We start from the raw sequence: 17,826 nt of genomic DNA on the forward strand, positions 1-17,826 counted from the left end.
ACCAATCAAATGTAAAACAAAGTGTATGGAAAATTTAAAAAACTACTTTTTATTCTTTCTTTTTCTTGTTTCAACCATGTCTTTTGCACAAAAGATAGTCGTAACTGGGAAAATTAGCACAAAAGAAGGTATCCCTTTACCTGGAGCAATAATTTTAGAGAAAGGAACAACCAATGGTGTACAGACAGACTTTAATGGTGAATTTTCTATAGATGTTTCTGAAGATGCCATCCTAGAAATTTCTTTTATTGGATTTAAATCACAAGAAATTAAGGCTTCAACTCAACCTATGGAAATAGTGCTAGAAGAAGATGTAAGTCGATTAGAAGAAGTTATCGTAACAGGATATAGTACACAAAAGAAGTCTCGGGTTACGGGTGCAGCTGAAAATTTAGAGGTTGATGCTGTTAAAACTGCTGCACGAGGTGCTTTACAAGAAAACCTTCAAGGGAATGTTTCAGGTGTTCAAGTCGTAGCAAGTTCTGGTCAACCTGGTGCAACGCCTAATGTTAGAATTAGAGGTGTAGGTTCTTTTGAAGGATCAGCACCCTTGTATGTTATTGATGGTTTGCAAACTAGGAGTGCAAGTACGATTGCATCCTTAAACCCTGATGATATTGAGTCTTTTACAGTCTTAAAAGATGCTGCTGCTACATCTATATATGGTGTTCGAGGTTCTAACGGTGTTATAGTGATCACAACTAAATCTGGGCTAAAAGGGGGTGTAAAAGTTTCTTATGGAGTGCAATCTGGCTTTTCATATGCAACTGCTGCACAGCGTTTTAAACCATTAAGTACTGAAGAATTTGGCGAGTTAATGACCGAAGGTGTTATAAATGCAGGCCTTGCTGATAACCAAACAGATGCTCTTACATATTTAACTGATAGAGGATTTAACCCAGATATTAGTACCGACTGGTATGATTTAAACACAAGAACAGCATTATATCAACAACATACGCTTTCTATTGGTGGCGGTGCAGAAAAAACGCAGTTTTTATTATCTGGTGGCTATTTTAATCAAGATGGTGTTATTCTTTCATCAGATTTTGAACGTATGAATGGACGTTTAAGAGTGGATCATCAATTTAATGACCGCATAGAAGCAACCGTATTTGTTACTTACAATAAAACAATTACAAATGATAGACCGAGTGGGGGGAGGTTTGCTAATCCTGTTCGTTCTATTTATAGGATACGGCCAGATATATCACCATTCAATGATGATGGTACTTATAATTTTACTTTTAATAGTACTCATAATCCATTGGCACAGGCCGAAGAAGTTATTCAAAGAGATATTAGACATACGGTGTTAGCATCAGCTAATGTGAGGTATAAAATAACTAATGATCTTACATTTGAATCTTTGATTAATATGAATCAAACATTTGAGGATGAATTTGAAAGACGTCCTGCTGGATTTGGTGATGCAAGACCTTTGGGGGAAGGATTTCAAGATTCCAACTTCTTGTTTAATTGGTTATTTAGAAATTTATTGAGATATAATAAAACCTGGGACGACCATAATTTGACCGCTTTTCTTGGTTATGAATTTCAAAAGACTAGAAATAAACTAACAGAACTTGAAACCCAAAATATACCGGATGGTTTTACGGATTTAGCTAATGGCACGGTTCCTACAGTGGCTTCGACAAGTAAGTTTATTAGTGGCTTAAATTCTGCATTTATTAATGCAGAATACGCTTACGGGAATAAATATTTACTTAGTGCATCGTTAAGGCGAGATGGTTCATCTGAATTTAGTGATGATAATAAGTATGGTGTTTTTTGGTCAGTAGGTATTGGTTGGAATATTGCTAAAGAAAAGTTTATGGATAATCAATCAGTATTTGATGATTTAAAGTTTAGAGCCAGCTACGGTGTTAATGGTAATGATGGTTTGGGAGGGGTTTTTAATTTATTTAGTGTTAATAACTATAATGAAGCTCCGGGAATTATATTTTCTAGTTTAGGTAACCCTGATTTAGTATGGGAGAAAAATAAACCTTTAAATATAGGTTTAGATTATGCTTTGTTTAACCGCAGAATTTCTGGTAGTATAGACTGGTATAATAGGGAGACCGTTGACTTGTTAAGGGGCCAGCCAGTATCTGCACTTAATGGTGATACAACATTGAGCGAAAATATTGGCTCAATGGAAAATACAGGTATAGAGCTAACCCTTACGACAAGAAATATAGTTTCTCCAGATGGTGAAGGTTTTAGCTGGACTACCAGTGCAAACTTTACAGCCAATAAGAATGAGGTTACAAAACTATCTCGGGATAATGAGCCTATAGAAGGAGCCACAAGTATAATAGCGGTAGGCGAAGATATTAATACGTTTTACCTGCCACTTTATGCTGGTGTAGACCCTGCAAATGGAAATGCTTTATGGTATACTGACGGAACACGAACAGAGGTGACCTCTAATTACAATAATGCAGAACAAGCTATTGTAGGTAAGGCTACACCAGACTTTTATGCAGGTTTTAGAAGTACTATGCAATATAAAAACTTCACATTAGATTTTCTGTTATATACGTCTTGGGGGGGATTACTTTATGATACTTGGGCAAGATTTACAAATTCAGACGGTTCAAGAAGGTTATCTACTACAGGTAATATAAATAGAGGGACTTATGAAAGACGTTGGCAGCAGCCAGGTGACGTTACTGATGTTCCTAGATTTGTGTACGGGAATACCCAATCTGGTTTATCCTCGCAATCATCATCGCGCTTTATTTATGATGGTTCGTATATAAGACTTAGAGATGTAACATTGTCTTATGATTTGGATAGTTCTTTACTAGACTACTTAAAATTAGATAGAGCACAGATTTTCCTAAAAGGCAATAACCTATGGACTTACATCAAAGATGATAGGTTAGAAAGGGATCCAGAGGCAGGTTTGGATGGTAGGCTTAATCAAGAAATCCCGATAGCCAAGACATTTTTTATAGGCTTAAACGTAACATTTTAATAATGAATACTATGAAAAGATTTACATATATAATAACAATTTTGGTTTTTGTAATTGCAACGAGTTGTGATGATACATTAGATCAAAGACTTTCTAGCTCTGTTGAAGTTGATGAAGCCATAGTAGATTTAAATTCTTTGAATTTAGCAACTAATGGTGCTTATAGTTTTTTAGCAAGTGCAAATAATTATGGTAGGACAGTACTTTTAGTGCCAGAAATTCTATCAGATAACGCTTTTATTAATGCATTTGATAATACTGGGAGATATTTAGATTACGATGCTTTTAATCTCAATGCCAATGATGGTAATGCTGATGGGACGTGGAATAACTTTTCAGACATCATAGCGACCACATCTATAGCTATTAGGGAAGCAAATGAATTAACATTTCCTGAGTCTGAGCAAGAAGATGCTAATCAGTATATTGGTGAGTTACATGCCTTAAGGGCATTAGCATTTCATAACTTTCAGTTATTTTTTGCTCAACCTTATAATTTTACTGCGGATGCATCTCATCTAGGGGTACCCATACCTGATTTTAGTTTGCTTGGTAATGGAGGTACAGTACAATCGCCAGCTAGAAATACAACAGCAGAAGTTTACAGCCAAATTATTAGTGATTTGCAAACAGCAATAGGACTAATGCGTGATAATGGACCAGAAGAACGTTTTGATGCCTATGCCGCAAGAGCTTTATTAGCAAGGGTGTATTTACATATGGAAGAATGGGAATTGGCGAGGGATCTAGCGACTGAGGTTATCAATGATAGTGGTACGGAATTACTTAATAATTCAGAATATGTGGCAAGCTGGGATGGTTTAGATGCAACAGATGAAACTTTAGCTACAATAGACTTTAATGCTACAGATAATTTGGGAAGTAACTCAATTACACATTTCTTTCTGGAGTATGAAGATGCATTTGCATCAGCTGATTTTGTAAGCCTATTTGAAGCTACCGACGTACGTTTAGAATTATATCCTGCGGATGGTAGTGTATTTTTGGTGCAGAAATATCCAAGCGCAGGCTTTAACGATGATAATATTCAGTATTTAAGGTTGTCAGAAACCTATCTGATTAAAGCAGAAGCTCACGCAAGATTAAATGAAAATACAGATGCACAGATGGCGTTAGACGCAATTAGACTACGTGCCGATCTTAATGCAGTCCCAAGCACTGAAATAGGTGGGGCATTAATAGACAAGATACTTGTTGAAAGAAGAAAAGAATTAGGTTTTGAAGGTTTTAGATTATTCGATCTAACACGTAACGGGCTAACGTATAATAAATTTAGACAAGATGCAGCTTCAGAATTGGTAAATGCCCCAGAAGATAGAACAATCCTTCCAATACCAATTGATGAAATGAATGTTAACCCAAATATGGTTCAAAATCCAGGATATTAAACGTATTAGTTATGAATAAATTAAAATATATAGCAGCATTATTTGTACTTACTTTGGCAATGGGCTGCGATACAAATGAACCAGATAGTATTTTACCATCTTCATTCGATTACATTGCGTTTGAAAATACTCAAATTACGACTAACGAAGCTAATGCAGAAACCGTTGTTACTAATTTGATTCTTTCTAGTTCAAATTTGAGTCAGGATAGAACCTTTCAATATACTTTAACCTTTCCTGAAGGGGAGCAACCAGCAGTTGAAGGCGTTGACTTTAGTTTACCATCCAATTTTGGAACTATAACTATGCCTGCAGGAGAGTCGCGCATTGAGGTAGCGCTATTACAGGTTATAAATAATGATGTGTCTTCAGGATCTAGATATGTGTCCTTTACACTTCAGGAAGTCGATGGCTTTCTTGGTGGCGAACCGGATGACAGGACCTATACTACTGTAGTAAGAATAGACGAAGACGATTTGTTTGAGTTTGGGTATACAAGTTTTGAGGAAGTTCCGACATTTGATGTATATGAAAGGTACCCAAAACCTTTTGAGGATACAGATCCATTACCAAATATACAAGATTCAGATCCTAATGCTATGAATCCTTATGTTACATGGACTAATACGACTAATGAACTTGGTTTTACAGCTGCTTACACCAATTCAGCAGATGACGATATTCAGAATGAAGAAATAGGAGTTTATAATAATACAGTTGCTAGCACTGAATTCCCAACAACATTTATAGACGGTAACCAAGCTTATGTAACTTCAGATTTAGATGGTTTATTAACATTAACTTTTGATGAAGTTGTAGGGCTTACACCTAATGTGCAAAATGCTATTATAGAAATTAAAGTATATTTTGAAGTTACAAGTTGGGAGTCTACTGATGGGATCGCAGTTTATTTTGAAACCGAAGATGGTTTAGGCGATCCTATTATTTCAATTTTTGATGATGATGTTGAAGATGCAGAAGGTGTTTGGCAAGAACTGCAAGTACCTATTCCTGAGGACAGATTGCAGACAGGTAGATTAATTGTTACCATGTTTAATGGAGCGAGTACGGAAGCTATTTTTTTAGATTACTTATCAATAAAAGGGATTTTATAATTTATTATTTGAGTTAGTTAGAAAATAGACTGATTTGTTCTAGTGAAAATCAGTCTATTTTATTACATGAGGATATCATTTTTTTGAGTTTATAGCTTCAATAACTTAGAATTTTCAAAAAAAATTTAAATTAGTCTAGCCTATATTTTTACTGGTGTTTTTTAAAGTTAAAGCCCTCAATTGTACGCTATAGTTGCAACACAGCGTGTAACATTTTTTGCTTGGTAGCGTCATATTGGTGTAACCAACAAAAAAATATATATCATGGAATTAGTATTATCTCAAGAATTAGAAACTTTACCAGAACCCCCTGCGGTATCTCGTAATACCACCAAAGGTCTGTTGAATTCTAATTACAAAACCATTGTGAAGGAAAATTATAGTAAGTCGAGCACGACATCTGTATTTGGAATAAGACAGCGTATCAAATCTTTTCAACTCAATAGAATTAACCATACAGCTGCGATCCTAAAACTGACTGTATTTGCTCTCGCCTTAATCGCCATATTCTAATCTAATAGGCCAACCTTTTTGAACCTTTAACTGCCACTTTGTAAGTGTCTTTTATGTGATTCGCAATATAAAATTTATGTTGCTTAGGATTTTATTTTCAATTTTCACTTAACACTTGAAGTTATGAGTGCGAGTTCAATGATGACCAGCATTAGAAATAATTTGAATTTATTATCTAATCGCAAAAAAGTAAAAAATAGACTGGGTCTAAAAAATAGGCTTGGGGGTTATGATTCTAATGCAAAAACGGAATATAATCTACCTAAGGCAACGACGAAAGAGCTTAATGCCATAGCGAAGCGTATAAGGGAAGAACATAAGATAAGAATGGCCAAAATAATAGTCGTCACGATACTCTTGTTTTTAGGTTTGGTAGTAGCTTTTGTTTACTCCACTAACGGTATTATAGAGCTCTTGACCTATTAGATTTATAAACAAAATTTGGTTTGGATGCTTTGGGCATCATAATAGAAAAAGCTATATCCTAAATTGAGGATATAGCTTTTCTTAATAGTCAGAGATTAGAATATTAACTCAATGCAACTTTAATGCGTCTAATCGCTTCCATAATCTGTTCTTGGGAAGCGGCGTAAGAGATTCTAATACAATTGGGGTTGCCAAAGGCTTCACCCGTAACAGTCGCTACGTTAGCTTCTTCCAATAAAAATAGTGCCATATCCGAAGCATTGTTGATCGTTTTTCCTTTAATGGTTTTTCCAAAATGCGCGGATACATTGGGGAAGACATAAAAAGCACCTTCAGGTTCATTAGTTTCAAATCCTTCCACCTCGTCGAGCAAACCTAAAATAAGCTGTCGTCGTTCTTTAAATTCATCTACCATATACTGTATCTGGGAAGGATCGGCTTCTAAAGCTGAAATCACAGCACGTTGTGCTATACAATTAGCGCCACTAGTGACTTGTCCCTGTATTTTGTTACAGGCTCGAGCAATCCAATCTGGTGCGCCGATATAGCCGATACGCCAACCGGTCATAGCAAAAGCTTTAGATACGCCATTTACGGTAATGGTTCTATGGTACATATCATCGAACTGCGCCATACTATAATGACCACCAATAAAATTGATGTGTTCGTAGATTTCATCAGAAACGACATAGATATTTGGATGCTCTTGTAGCACATCAGCGATGGCCCGTAATTCCTCTTTGCTATATACTGATCCGCTAGGATTGCAAGGCGAACTGTACCAAATCATTTTGGTTCTAGGTGTGATGGCGGCACTGAGTTGTTCGGCCGTCATTTTAAAGTCGTTTTTAATATCGGTCGTTACTTCAACCGGAACACCTTCATTGAGCTTTACAATATCACTATAACTCACCCAATATGGGCATGGTAATATCACTTCATCGCCCGCATTGAGCATTACCGAAGCAATATTAAACAAGGCTTGCTTAGCACCTGTGGAGACCACAATTTGAGCTCTAGAATAGGTTAACTTATTATCGCGCTTAAATTTGGTGATAATGGCATCCTTGAGTTCTACATAGCCGTCTACCGGTGTATAGCTATTGTAGTTGTCATTAACCGCTTTAATGGCGGCTTCTTTTACAAAGTCGGGCGTATTAAAATCGGGTTCACCCAAACTTAATCCAATAATATCTTTTCCTTCTGCTCTTAGTTCTCTGGCTTTTGCAGCCATAGCAAGGGTGGCTGATGTCGATAGACTATTAATTCTATCCGAAAGTTGGTTCATGAGTTAGTTATAATAGAATTATGCTTGCATTGCTGGCCGCATGCCCATTTCTTTTAAAAACCTGAAATGTGCAACGATAGCTTTTCTTGTAGTTTCGTATTCCTTGTATGGTAAATTAAACTCTTTAGCGGTTTGCTTTACGATTTTTGCAATTTTACCATAGTGAATATGGCTAATATGAGGAAATATATGATGCTCTACCTGATGATTTAAGCCTCCGGTATACCAGTTAACCAACCAGTTTTTAGCTCCAAAATTAACGGTGGTCTTTAATTGGTGGATAGCCCAAGTATTTTTCATGGTACCATCTTTTTCTGGTAAGTGCATTTCAGCTTCATCCATAACGTGTGCCAATTGAAATACAACGCTAAGAATCAAACCCGCTACATAATGCATAATAAAAAAGCCGATTAATACCTCATACCATGCGAGGTCTGTGAGCAATATGGGCAGAACAATCCACATAGAGAGATACACTAATTTGGATATGACAAGCTTACTCCAGTTAATAATCGGATTAGGCAATTTTCCATAGGATAATTTACGCTTCATATAGCGTTTCATTTGCTGAAAATCTGTGGTAATGGCCCAATTAATAGTCAGTAAACCGTAAAAAAAGATGGAGTAGTAATGTTGAAACCTATGGTGTTTATGCCATTTGGCATGCTTAGAGAAACGCAATATTCTTCCAGCTTCCAAATCTTCATCATGCCCGTGAATATTAGTATAGGTATGGTGTAACACATTATGCTGTACCTGCCAGTTGTAGACATTACCTGCCAGAATATATATGCTGCTGCCCATTAAACGATTTACCCATTCTTTATTTGAAAACGACCCATGGTTGCCATCATGCATCACATTCATGCCAACACCAGCCATACCAACCCCCATAACAAGAGTTAGGAGTATTTGCGCCCAAGTAGGGATATCTAATGTCAACAACAGAAAATAAGGCGTGAGGAACAAAGCAAACATCACCACGGTTTTTACCCAAAGTTGCCAATTGCCCGTACGTTTAATATTATTTTCTTTAAAATAGGTATTGACTCGTTTGTTCAACGTTCTAAAAAACTTTGCTGAATCGGCTCTTGAAAAGGATAGGGTCTGTTGTGCCATATATTCTTTATTTTAAGCTATGATATTAAGAGATTCCATTCTAAATAACGTGTCAAATATAGTAATAATTAAAATGACGCTTTAGGGATTAACATTAATTTATCGACATGAAAATAATGTACTTTTACAAAAAGAAAAAGGCATGGATATCATTCTAAAATATTTTCCAGATTTAAACGATACTCAGATTAATCAATTCGATGCACTTCAGGACTTATATAACGATTGGAATGCCAAAATTAATGTTGTATCCCGTAAGGATATCGATGAATTGTATTTAAGGCATGTTCTACATTCTTTAGGTATTGCTAAAGTGATTCAGTTCAGTGATAATTCCTCAATTTTAGATGTTGGAACGGGTGGCGGATTTCCTGGAATTCCCTTGGCCATTTTATTTCCAAATTGTCAGTTTCACCTAGTGGATAGTATTAATAAAAAGCTTAAGGTGATTAATGCCGTTTCGGAGGCTATTGGGTTGACGAATGTGAGAACTACCCATAGTCGGGTAGAAGCGATCGATGAAACCTACGATTTTATTGTTAGTAGAGCGGTAACAGCGATGCCAGAATTTACGAAATGGGTGAAAGGGAAAGTTGTCAAAAGACAAAGGAATGCGCTTAAAAATGGCATCCTCTATCTTAAAGGTGGGAACTTAACGGAAGAGCTAAGGTCTTATACTACGGTTAAAGCCTATCTGCTGTCGGATTATTTTGAAGAAGACTTCTTCGAAACTAAAAAAGTCATCTATTTACCCTTGAAGTATAAATAAAAAAGCACTTCGACTGAAGTGCTTTTTTATGGCATGCACTAAGCTGTGTTTAGTTGGCTAAAAACTTAGTGGTAAATGATGTGTTGTTATCTGTAGCAATATTCAAAATATAAAATCCTGAAGCCAAATCTACAGGAATGGATGTTCTATTACTAAGTGATACACTAGTATTAAATACGGTCTTGCCTGTAATGTCAATGACGCTTATGGTAGCTACTGTATTTATGTCTGAAAGCAATATGAGTTCATTGCGAACCGGATTTTCTTCAAGTTGAAAAACTACAGACGTATTGTCGGAAACTCCTAGAGGTGGGTTTAAAATTTCTGTCAGTGCAAAATTAACGTTAGCTTCGGTGAGTTCGACATGGCCTTCGTTATCGTCGGGTAGAAAGGTATTGTCGAATGGGGTATTGTTGGTGGTCGCCCGACCCGCTAAATCAATACTGTGAAACCAATTGATATCATCATCAGAGGTTTCTTCGGTTATTTCTAAGGCCAGTCCACTGACTGAAGGAATAAAATTAAACTTATCGATTTGAAGGGCATTTAAGAAATCATCTGCAGGTCCACCAGATCCGATATTGTCAGTTAATAAGGATAAGTCAAACAAACCACCAGGAGCCGCGTCAACACCATCAAAATTTGTGGTACCGGAGTTGGCTATAGATTCCACATTAGGAAATACGGGTGGGAATAGTGGTGCGAAAAAACGACTGACTTGCTGTGCCGTTCCCGCAGCAGGAGTCATATAGATCTCCACGTCCACATTAACAGTACCAATTACTCCAGTATCTACAGGAATGGTGGTGTCTACAATTGTAAATCCATTGGTAACAGGTGTCACACCATCCGCTGCAAAATAAGCACTGCCTATGCCGCTACCATTAATGATTGCGACATTCCTTGTATTTTGAGGAAATCCATTAGCTGTTAAAGCGTTTATGTCGTTTTCTAATATGGTTCTAAAGGGGTGTGGTATGGGTAAGGTGAGACTTGGATCAAATTCCACTGGGTCACCCATGAGTAGATGTGGCTCAAAATGATCGACTAAAAGCTGTCGTGCCGCCGGGGATTTTAAAAAGCTATCAATGAGTGGTTGCACTTCAGTAACTGGGCTTAGTGTATTATTGGCGAGATAATTTAGCTGATGCTGTAAACCAATAGGGACATTAGCTCCAAGATGCGGCGAATCAAAAGATATAAATAATCTCGTATCGGCATCAATAGTATTTGCTTCCATGTAGTTTAGTGCATATCTTGTAATAATTCCTCCCATACTCGGGCCGATAATCACATTTTGCTCAGGACTATTGGTCGCTTTGGCCGTATTGATGATATCTAAGAGTTCAACGAGTAGCATAGCATTGCGCTCTATAAAATCAGCACCGCCGTCGATGGTCGCACCATCAGCTCCACGCAAATAGACCGGGAAATTTAGAATAACCACATCAAAACCTTGTGCTCTTACTAGATCTGCTAGATTTTGAGCGCCTGAGCTTCCCGTAAAATCGAGTAAGCCATACAAGCCAGGAATATCTCTTGCGTCACCAGGATCAAAGCCATCCACAAAAATAATCGGCTTGTCTAAAATATTATCTGCGCTTAAAAATATCTGGTACTCACCCTCTCCGGGATAGTTCGTTGCTTCACCATAGGCCGATAAATCTGGCGTTATACCAGAAGTGAAGGCTGTTTGCCCTAGTATAAGGGCCGGTAAAAATAATAAGATAATAAAGTAATGTTTTTTCATATGACAAGATTTAAGTTTGTGAATTTAAAAATACAAAGTTTCCGAAGGCAAATACATTTTTTTAACGGTATTTCGTTGAAAAACAAAAAATCCTTAAAAGTTAGTAACTTCTAAGGATTTGTATTTCAGTTTATTATTGGGTTAACCCAAAAAAGGATATCTATAATCTGTTGGGGTCACAAAGGTTTCCTTAATCAATCTTGGGGATACCCAACGCAACAAGTTTTGGGCGCTTCCGGCTTTATCGTTTGTTCCGGATGCTCGTGCTCCACCAAAGGGTTGCTGACCTACAACGGCACCAGTAGGCTTGTCGTTAATGTAGAAGTTACCTGCCGAATTTTGTAAGGCTTTGGTCGCTTCATCAATGGCATAGCGATCCGTAGCCAAAACTGCACCAGTTAAGGCATATTCACTGGTCTCATCAACTAATTTTAAAGTGTCTGAATACGCATTATCTTCATATACGAATATAGTAATCACAGGGCCAAATAGCTCTGTACACATGGTCGTGTACTTTGGATTTGTGGTTACAATCACAGTGGGTTCTATAAAATACCCTTTAGTTTTATCGTATCCACCGCCAGCGATAATTTCTGCGTCTGCATCTGCCTTTGCAGCATCAATATAACTTGCTAATTTATCAAAAGAGCCTTCATGAATTACTGCGGTAATAAAATTCCCCATGTCTTCTGGCGAACCCATTTTGAACGATGCGATGTCCTCTAAGACATAGTTTTTTACATCAGACCAAATGCCTTTTGGAATATAGGCTCTGGATGCCGCACTACATTTTTGACCTTGAAATTCAAAAGCGCCTCGAGAGATGGCCGTAGCGACTTGTTTAGCATTGGCCGATTTATGCGCTATAATAAAATCTTTTCCGCCTGTTTCCCCTACAATTCTCGGATAGGTTTTATAGCTATGGATATTTTCGCCTATCTGTTTCCAAAGTTCCTTGAAAATAAAGGTAGAGCCCGTGAAATGTAAACCAGAAAAATCAGGACTAGCTAAAACCGTATTCGTTATCATTACAGGATCCCCAAAAACGACATTAATAACACCGTCTGGCACACCGGCCTCCTTAAACACATCCATAATCACTTTGGCAGAATAGATTTGACTGTCACTAGGTTTCCAAACCACAACATTACCCATTAAGGCCATACATGCTGGTAAATTTCCTGATATAGCCGTAAAATTAAAAGGGGTAACAGCATAGGTGAAACCTTCAAGTGGACGATACTCTACACGGTTCCAGGCATCGCTAGTGCTTTCAGGTTGTTCCATGTAAATATCCGTCATAAACTGCACGTTAAAACGCAAGAAATCTATAAACTCGCAGGCCGCATCAATTTCGGCTTGGTGAATAGTTTTGGATTGTGCAATCATTGTGGCCGCATTAATTTTAGCTCGGTACGGCCCAGCAATAAGTTCAGCTGCTTTAAGGAAAATAGCAGCACGTTGCTCCCAAGGCAATTGCGACCAATTTTTGCGTGCTTCCAAAGCGGTAGCAATAGCTTCTTCAACATGTTGTTGTTCTGCCAAATGATATTCGCCGACAATATGCTGATGATCGTGTGGTGGTGACATGGTTCTGGTAGTTCCAGTTTTTACATCTTTACCATTGATATATAAAGGCACTTCAACTTTACTGTTAAACATTGATTTGTACGTTTCTAATACGGCGCCACGTTCTGGAGAACCGGGTGCATAAGACTTTACAGGTTCGTTAACAGCGATTGGTACATTAAAGAATCCTTTTCCCATCTTTAAAAATTTTTAATGTTCCCGAGCTATCGGGAATCTGGTTGATATTTTAGAAATTATGAATAAGATTCCCAATTTTATGGGAATAAAATTTTGAAGTGCAAAGGTACAATAATTATGAGATATGGTTCATCTCAAACGTTATAGTTATGTGAAACTTGCCAGGCTTTTTTTTTGTAAGTTGCCACTTGAAATTTTTGAATATTACAATGCCAAATAATGATGCTTTTATTCTAACCCTTGCCTATCCTGAAACCATCGTATCACATGCTGAAGAGTGGTATTCCAAATTTTTGCGGTTTGCCTTTATTGGTAATAAGAAACATGTAAGAGCTGGTCATGCGGCATTGGTGTTAATTAATAAAAGTACAGGGGTATTAGAGTATCATGATTTTGGAAGGTATATCACCTCAGAACCTCATGGAAGAGTAAGAGGAAAAGAAACGGATTTTGAATTGGACTTTCCGTTGTTGGCAAAAATCGAAAATGACAGCATTCAAAATTTGGATGAGGTTTTAAAGTTTTTGGCAACACATCCAAAACTGACCCATGGTGATGGTCACTTGTACGCTTCAGTATGCAATGCGGTTAATTATGATTTGGCAAGAACTCATATTGATAGGATGCAAGCACAAGGTTTTATTAGATATGCCGCTTTTATAAAGGTTGCTTGTAATTGTGCACGCTTTGTAACCGATACCTTGATTGCATCGGTGACAGATTCTAAACTAAAAAAGGCATTGGAAAAGTCAAAGTGGTTCACGCCGAGTACCATTGGTAATGTGGTGATTGCCGATACAGAGGATTTTGTGCACTTAGTCTCTGAAGACGGTGAGATTAGCGAGTTTAATTCTACGGTAAGCAAAGAAAACAGACGTTTGTTTTTGGACACCTTAAAAGGCTATAGCCCGAGTTTGATAGGGACTTTAGAACCAAGACATAATGACGAGAAGGCCAACCATGCCCAATGGTTAAGTGGAATCGCAGCTGGTGCCTGGTTTGAGTTATATGATTTAGATCATAGATTTGAATACCGCTTCAGGCGCATTTCTCCTTATGGTCATATTGATTGTGACGCTGTTTTTAAAGTGAGTGATGAGAGCTTCGACATCGCTTTGGGTTATAGGTTTGTACATTATTCCAACTGTTTGTTCATCAATATAGAACAAGATACCAAGCTATACAGATTTGATTTTGTAAACAATTACACAGCAGATTGAGCGCCGTATCTTCTAAAGTCTTGTGTGCTGGATAGATAGTTGAAGTCTAATTAAGTGCAAATGGTGCACTTAGTTTAAATGAAGGAATATAGACTTTAAACTTACTAGCTTTGGTAAAATTAACCATGTTGTAGTGGCCTTGCATAGCGCCAAAAGGAGAGGTTAACAAACATCCCGAATTATAGGTGTGGGATTCACCAGGTTTTAAAACAGGTTTTTTCCCAATCACGCCTTCGCCTTCAATAACCTCTTCATTATTGAGTGCATCTAGGATTTTCCAATGGCGAGAGTTTAATTGAACGGAGTCTTTACTTTGGTTTTCGATAGTTACCTTATAACCAAAGGCAAAGTGCACTTTATAATTCTTATAAAATGTACCTTCGAAATTGGTCTCAACGGAAATTTTAATTCCGCTTGTAACTTGTTGTACCATAAGCTAAATGAGGATTGTATCTGCTAAAATAAAATAAATTTTCATTGAAGCCCTATTTTTTAGGTTAAGTCGTCGTTATTTTTAACATTTTTTCTTCAACAAAGGCTTCAAGCGTTTTAAAAAAGGCCAAAACATCTTCTTTTTCTAAGAGACTATTTATGGTTACCATCCTCACGAACTCCTGATTCTTAAAAGAACCGAACCCCACCATTAATTTAGAATTTTCGTATAGAGCTGTACATAAATCTTTAGCTGGGATGTCTTTGTAATTAAAGCATACAGAAATAGAATCCTCAAAACTATGTAAGCTATAATCATGATGGTTCTCAATATAGTCTCTAGCGATTTGTGCCATCTCAAACTGTTTATCCACAATTTTTTCCAGACCCAGTGTTCCAACAGATTTCCAAAGGGTCCAAACTTTTAAGGCATCATTACGCCGACCACACTGCATAGAGGTTTTACCCAGATTAAAATCATCGCTGTCGGTCTGGTATAGATAATCGGCTTCATTAGAGAAGGAGTGGTGCAATTGAGCCTTGTGTTGAGTCACTATAATAGAACAACTTAAAGGTGTGCCTAACATTTTATGCGCATTAATACTAAAGGAATCCGAAAGCTCTAGTTTATTGAGTAGATGGCTGTACTTTCTGCTAAAAATAACGCCTCCGCAATAGGCACCATCAACATGTAACCAAAGATGATGTTTTTTGCAAATCTTACTTATGGTTTCTACGTTATCGAATGCTCCAAGTACGGTAGTACCGGCTGTAGCATTAACAAAAAAAGGTGTATGACCTTTAGCGATATCGTCCTGAATGAGTTCCTCCAAATGTTCAATAAGCATTTCGCCTTTATCATTGGTATTGACTAACCGCACTTGATTTCTTCCCAATCCTGTTAAGGCCGCATTTTTTGATATGGAATAATGGGATGTTGCTGAGGTATAGAGTGTCATTTTAGACGAAAGACCTTCAGCTCTTATGGTTTCGTTCTTAGCATCTCTAGCCATAATCATGGCCATCATGTTACTCATGGACCCACCAGGGGCAAATGTGCCATCACTAGCATCGTGATAACCAGCTAAAGCACAAATATTTTTTAACACCTGTTTTTCGATGCCGACCTGAGGACCTGCAACCTTATAAGTGTACATACTGTTGTTGAACATAACAGCCAGCAAATCTCCCAAAGTCGCTTTACCAACTCTTCCTCCGAATAATTGATTAAAAAATGACTTGGATGCTGTTTTTGGAGTGCTTTTGATGATTTGTTTTAGTGTTGCTTTTAAATCGTCGTCAATTAAACCTTCAGCATTTAGGGATAAGTCCAATCTTTCATATAGCTCTGAAGTTGGAATGGGTTCTGCTACAGGCTGGTCAATTTCTGCCTTAAAAAGTGCATCGCATAGTTCTGAAAATATGGCAATATCGTTGTGCATCTAAAAAACTCAATTTGAAAGTGAAAGGTAAAAAGAAATTTAGTCTAATACTGAAAAAATCCTTACAGTATTAATTAGAAATATCCACCGAAGTCGTTTCACCGTAACCGATAAGTCTATCGAATCGCGCACCTAAATCCCTGTAATACACTAAGACCTTGTAATTGTTTTCGGTCTGCCAATAATCACCGCTAATGGCGCCTTCGTCCAATTCACCAGTGGCGCGATCGACAACGACATATTTATAATTGTAAAACCCTTGTTTAAGGCGAAAACTCACCTCGTATTTACCAGCTTCACGATTATAATTCATTTTCGTAAGAGGTTCTAAAGCAAAGGCATTGAAATTGCCATAGACATAAATATCTTTTCCTTCTAGTTCATTTTGTGCCAAGGAAAAATGGACCATAGTGTAATCGGCTTCTATATCCGTATTAAAGCGATCCGCTGCCGTGACTTGAAAGTTTCCATTGAGGTCCGGATTGTAGGTGTATGGTCGGCCACTTCTTGCTTCATTGGGATACAAGTAGCTTTGGTAGATATCTTTTAGGTCTATAAACTGTACGCCTACATTAGACGTACGAACGTCTTTGTTTTCAAACCAAAAGTATTCATTGCCACCCCAAAATGCAGACTCCGTGTCGTATCTATAAATAAGTTCGTTACCAAGCGTATACTGAGGTCTTAGATCTGAAATGGAGGTATTGAGATTATTATTCTGAATAATCAATGTCTTAATAGTTTCAAGGGGGTTATTAAAATTGATACTGCTAGTAGAAACTACTAAGTCGACGGACTGCACTTCATCAATTACTGTGACATCCCTTGAGCGTTTAACGCGCACCCCAACATTTACCAGATCTTCATAAATCATGAACTTTCTGCTAAACATAAGTTCATCGTATTCGTCATATATGGAAATCATATAATTACCGCTTTTTAACAAACCTCGCGTCTGTATATTCGGAATTTGTAGTTTGTAATGTGAGTAAACTTGATAAGTGTTAAAGGAGTTGTAATATTCTAATATACGCTGGTTATCTAAACCTCTTAGATATTCAGCTTTAACTAAAACAGAGGGCGTCCAGTCAAAATTGAAATGTTCAATGACATAATAGAAATCCTCTTCATTGGCGTTAAGGGCATCAAATTCCAAGATCAAAGGTTCACCGAGTCTTAGAATGGGCAATTGTCCCTGAGTTGTGTTACTTTTAAAGGTTATGGTTTTTATAAAATCTGGAGGGCTTACTTCAGTGACCTGAGCTATTAATAGCTCAGGTAGCATAAAAAGTAGAAGTATGCCAATAAATGTCTTTTTCATCTTGTGTTTATAAACATTGCTATAAATATAATCAAAATCCATGCCTTTGAATATTTAACTTGTTTATAATGACCATAAATAAAAAAGATGTATTAATAGGGATATATTACTTTTTTTTATCATAAGCATCACATTAATAAATGATTAAATCTTCATTTGTTTGAATTATTTTCTTAAATTTAGGCTATATTTATCCCAGACATTTCTTGTTGACTACATTTCATATCCTAAATCAAGAACCTACAAACTTCCCCTTAGAGTTGAGCTTC

The 17,826-nt window shown here is 37.1% G+C and carries 14 protein-coding genes; 7 read left to right on the plus strand and 7 right to left on the minus strand.

Annotation, left to right across the window (positions count from 1 at the left end; all coding sequences use genetic code 11):
• The first annotated feature begins 25 nt into the window (after nt 1-25).
• The 5 genes from ACO052_RS07525 (at nt 26) to ACO052_RS07545 (ending at nt 6,449) form a co-directional block, all read left to right on the plus strand.
• On the plus strand, nt 26-2,986 hold the full coding sequence (locus tag ACO052_RS07525; RefSeq protein WP_422107395.1) for a SusC/RagA family TonB-linked outer membrane protein: 2,961 nt from the start codon (nt 26-28) through the stop codon (nt 2,984-2,986).
• 11 nt (nt 2,987-2,997) lie between these two features.
• A complete protein-coding gene (locus ACO052_RS07530) occupies nt 2,998-4,395 on the plus strand; it encodes a RagB/SusD family nutrient uptake outer membrane protein (RefSeq protein ID WP_422107396.1) in 1,398 nt (465 codons plus the stop codon).
• Nucleotides 4,396-4,406: 11 nt separating this feature from the next.
• The gene (locus ACO052_RS07535) at nt 4,407-5,510 is read left to right on the plus strand and encodes a hypothetical protein (protein ID WP_422107397.1); all 1,104 of its coding nucleotides are present in this window, start codon (nt 4,407-4,409) and stop codon (nt 5,508-5,510) included.
• Between the two features lie 264 nt (nt 5,511-5,774).
• Nucleotides 5,775-6,023 (plus strand): hypothetical protein, encoded by a 249-nt coding sequence (locus ACO052_RS07540; protein WP_422107398.1) that lies wholly within the window; start codon nt 5,775-5,777, stop codon nt 6,021-6,023.
• A gap of 123 nt (nt 6,024-6,146) precedes the next feature.
• Nucleotides 6,147-6,449 (plus strand): hypothetical protein, encoded by a 303-nt coding sequence (locus tag ACO052_RS07545; RefSeq protein WP_422107399.1) that lies wholly within the window; start codon nt 6,147-6,149, stop codon nt 6,447-6,449.
• A gap of 103 nt (nt 6,450-6,552) precedes the next feature.
• Here the strand turns inward: ACO052_RS07545 and ACO052_RS07550 are convergent, their stop codons facing one another.
• The gene (locus ACO052_RS07550) at nt 6,553-7,737 is read right to left on the minus strand and encodes a pyridoxal phosphate-dependent aminotransferase (protein WP_422107400.1); all 1,185 of its coding nucleotides are present in this window, start codon (nt 7,735-7,737) and stop codon (nt 6,553-6,555) included.
• A gap of 18 nt (nt 7,738-7,755) precedes the next feature.
• The gene (locus tag ACO052_RS07555) at nt 7,756-8,856 is read right to left on the minus strand and encodes a fatty acid desaturase family protein (RefSeq protein ID WP_422107401.1); all 1,101 of its coding nucleotides are present in this window, start codon (nt 8,854-8,856) and stop codon (nt 7,756-7,758) included.
• Nucleotides 8,857-8,998: 142 nt separating this feature from the next.
• On the opposite strand from ACO052_RS07555, the gene rsmG reads away from it, so the two are divergent.
• Nucleotides 8,999-9,625, plus strand: coding sequence for a 16S rRNA (guanine(527)-N(7))-methyltransferase RsmG (rsmG, locus tag ACO052_RS07560; protein WP_422107402.1), 627 nt, complete (start codon nt 8,999-9,001; stop codon nt 9,623-9,625).
• Between the two features lie 49 nt (nt 9,626-9,674).
• On the opposite strand, the gene ACO052_RS07565 is transcribed toward rsmG, so the two are convergent.
• Together ACO052_RS07565 and pruA are read right to left on the minus strand one after the other, a co-directional pair.
• Nucleotides 9,675-11,375: a T9SS type A sorting domain-containing protein gene (locus tag ACO052_RS07565; RefSeq protein WP_422107403.1), complete on the minus strand. Its 1,701-nt coding sequence runs from the start codon at nt 11,373-11,375 to the stop codon at nt 9,675-9,677.
• A gap of 141 nt (nt 11,376-11,516) precedes the next feature.
• Nucleotides 11,517-13,142: an L-glutamate gamma-semialdehyde dehydrogenase gene (pruA, locus tag ACO052_RS07570; RefSeq protein ID WP_422107404.1), complete on the minus strand. Its 1,626-nt coding sequence runs from the start codon at nt 13,140-13,142 to the stop codon at nt 11,517-11,519.
• A gap of 197 nt (nt 13,143-13,339) precedes the next feature.
• Between pruA and ACO052_RS07575 the strand changes: the two genes are divergently transcribed.
• Nucleotides 13,340-14,362, plus strand: coding sequence for a DUF6695 family protein (locus ACO052_RS07575; RefSeq protein WP_422107405.1), 1,023 nt, complete (start codon nt 13,340-13,342; stop codon nt 14,360-14,362).
• Between the two features lie 46 nt (nt 14,363-14,408).
• On the opposite strand, the gene apaG is transcribed toward ACO052_RS07575, so the two are convergent.
• From apaG to ACO052_RS07590, 3 genes are all read right to left on the minus strand, one after another.
• Entirely contained in the window at nt 14,409-14,795 is a 387-nt protein-coding gene (gene apaG / locus ACO052_RS07580; RefSeq protein WP_422107406.1) for a Co2+/Mg2+ efflux protein ApaG, read from the minus strand.
• Nucleotides 14,796-14,859: 64 nt separating this feature from the next.
• Entirely contained in the window at nt 14,860-16,236 is a 1,377-nt protein-coding gene (locus ACO052_RS07585) for a pyridoxal phosphate-dependent decarboxylase family protein (RefSeq protein ID WP_422107407.1), read from the minus strand.
• A 70-nt stretch (nt 16,237-16,306) separates the two neighbouring features.
• On the minus strand, nt 16,307-17,557 hold the full coding sequence (locus tag ACO052_RS07590; RefSeq protein ID WP_422107408.1) for a DUF5103 domain-containing protein: 1,251 nt from the start codon (nt 17,555-17,557) through the stop codon (nt 16,307-16,309).
• Between the last annotated feature and the right edge of the window lie 269 nt (nt 17,558-17,826).

This window comes from Winogradskyella sp., assembly GCF_965228925.1.
Taxonomy (GTDB): Bacteria; Bacteroidota; Bacteroidia; order Flavobacteriales; family Flavobacteriaceae; genus Winogradskyella.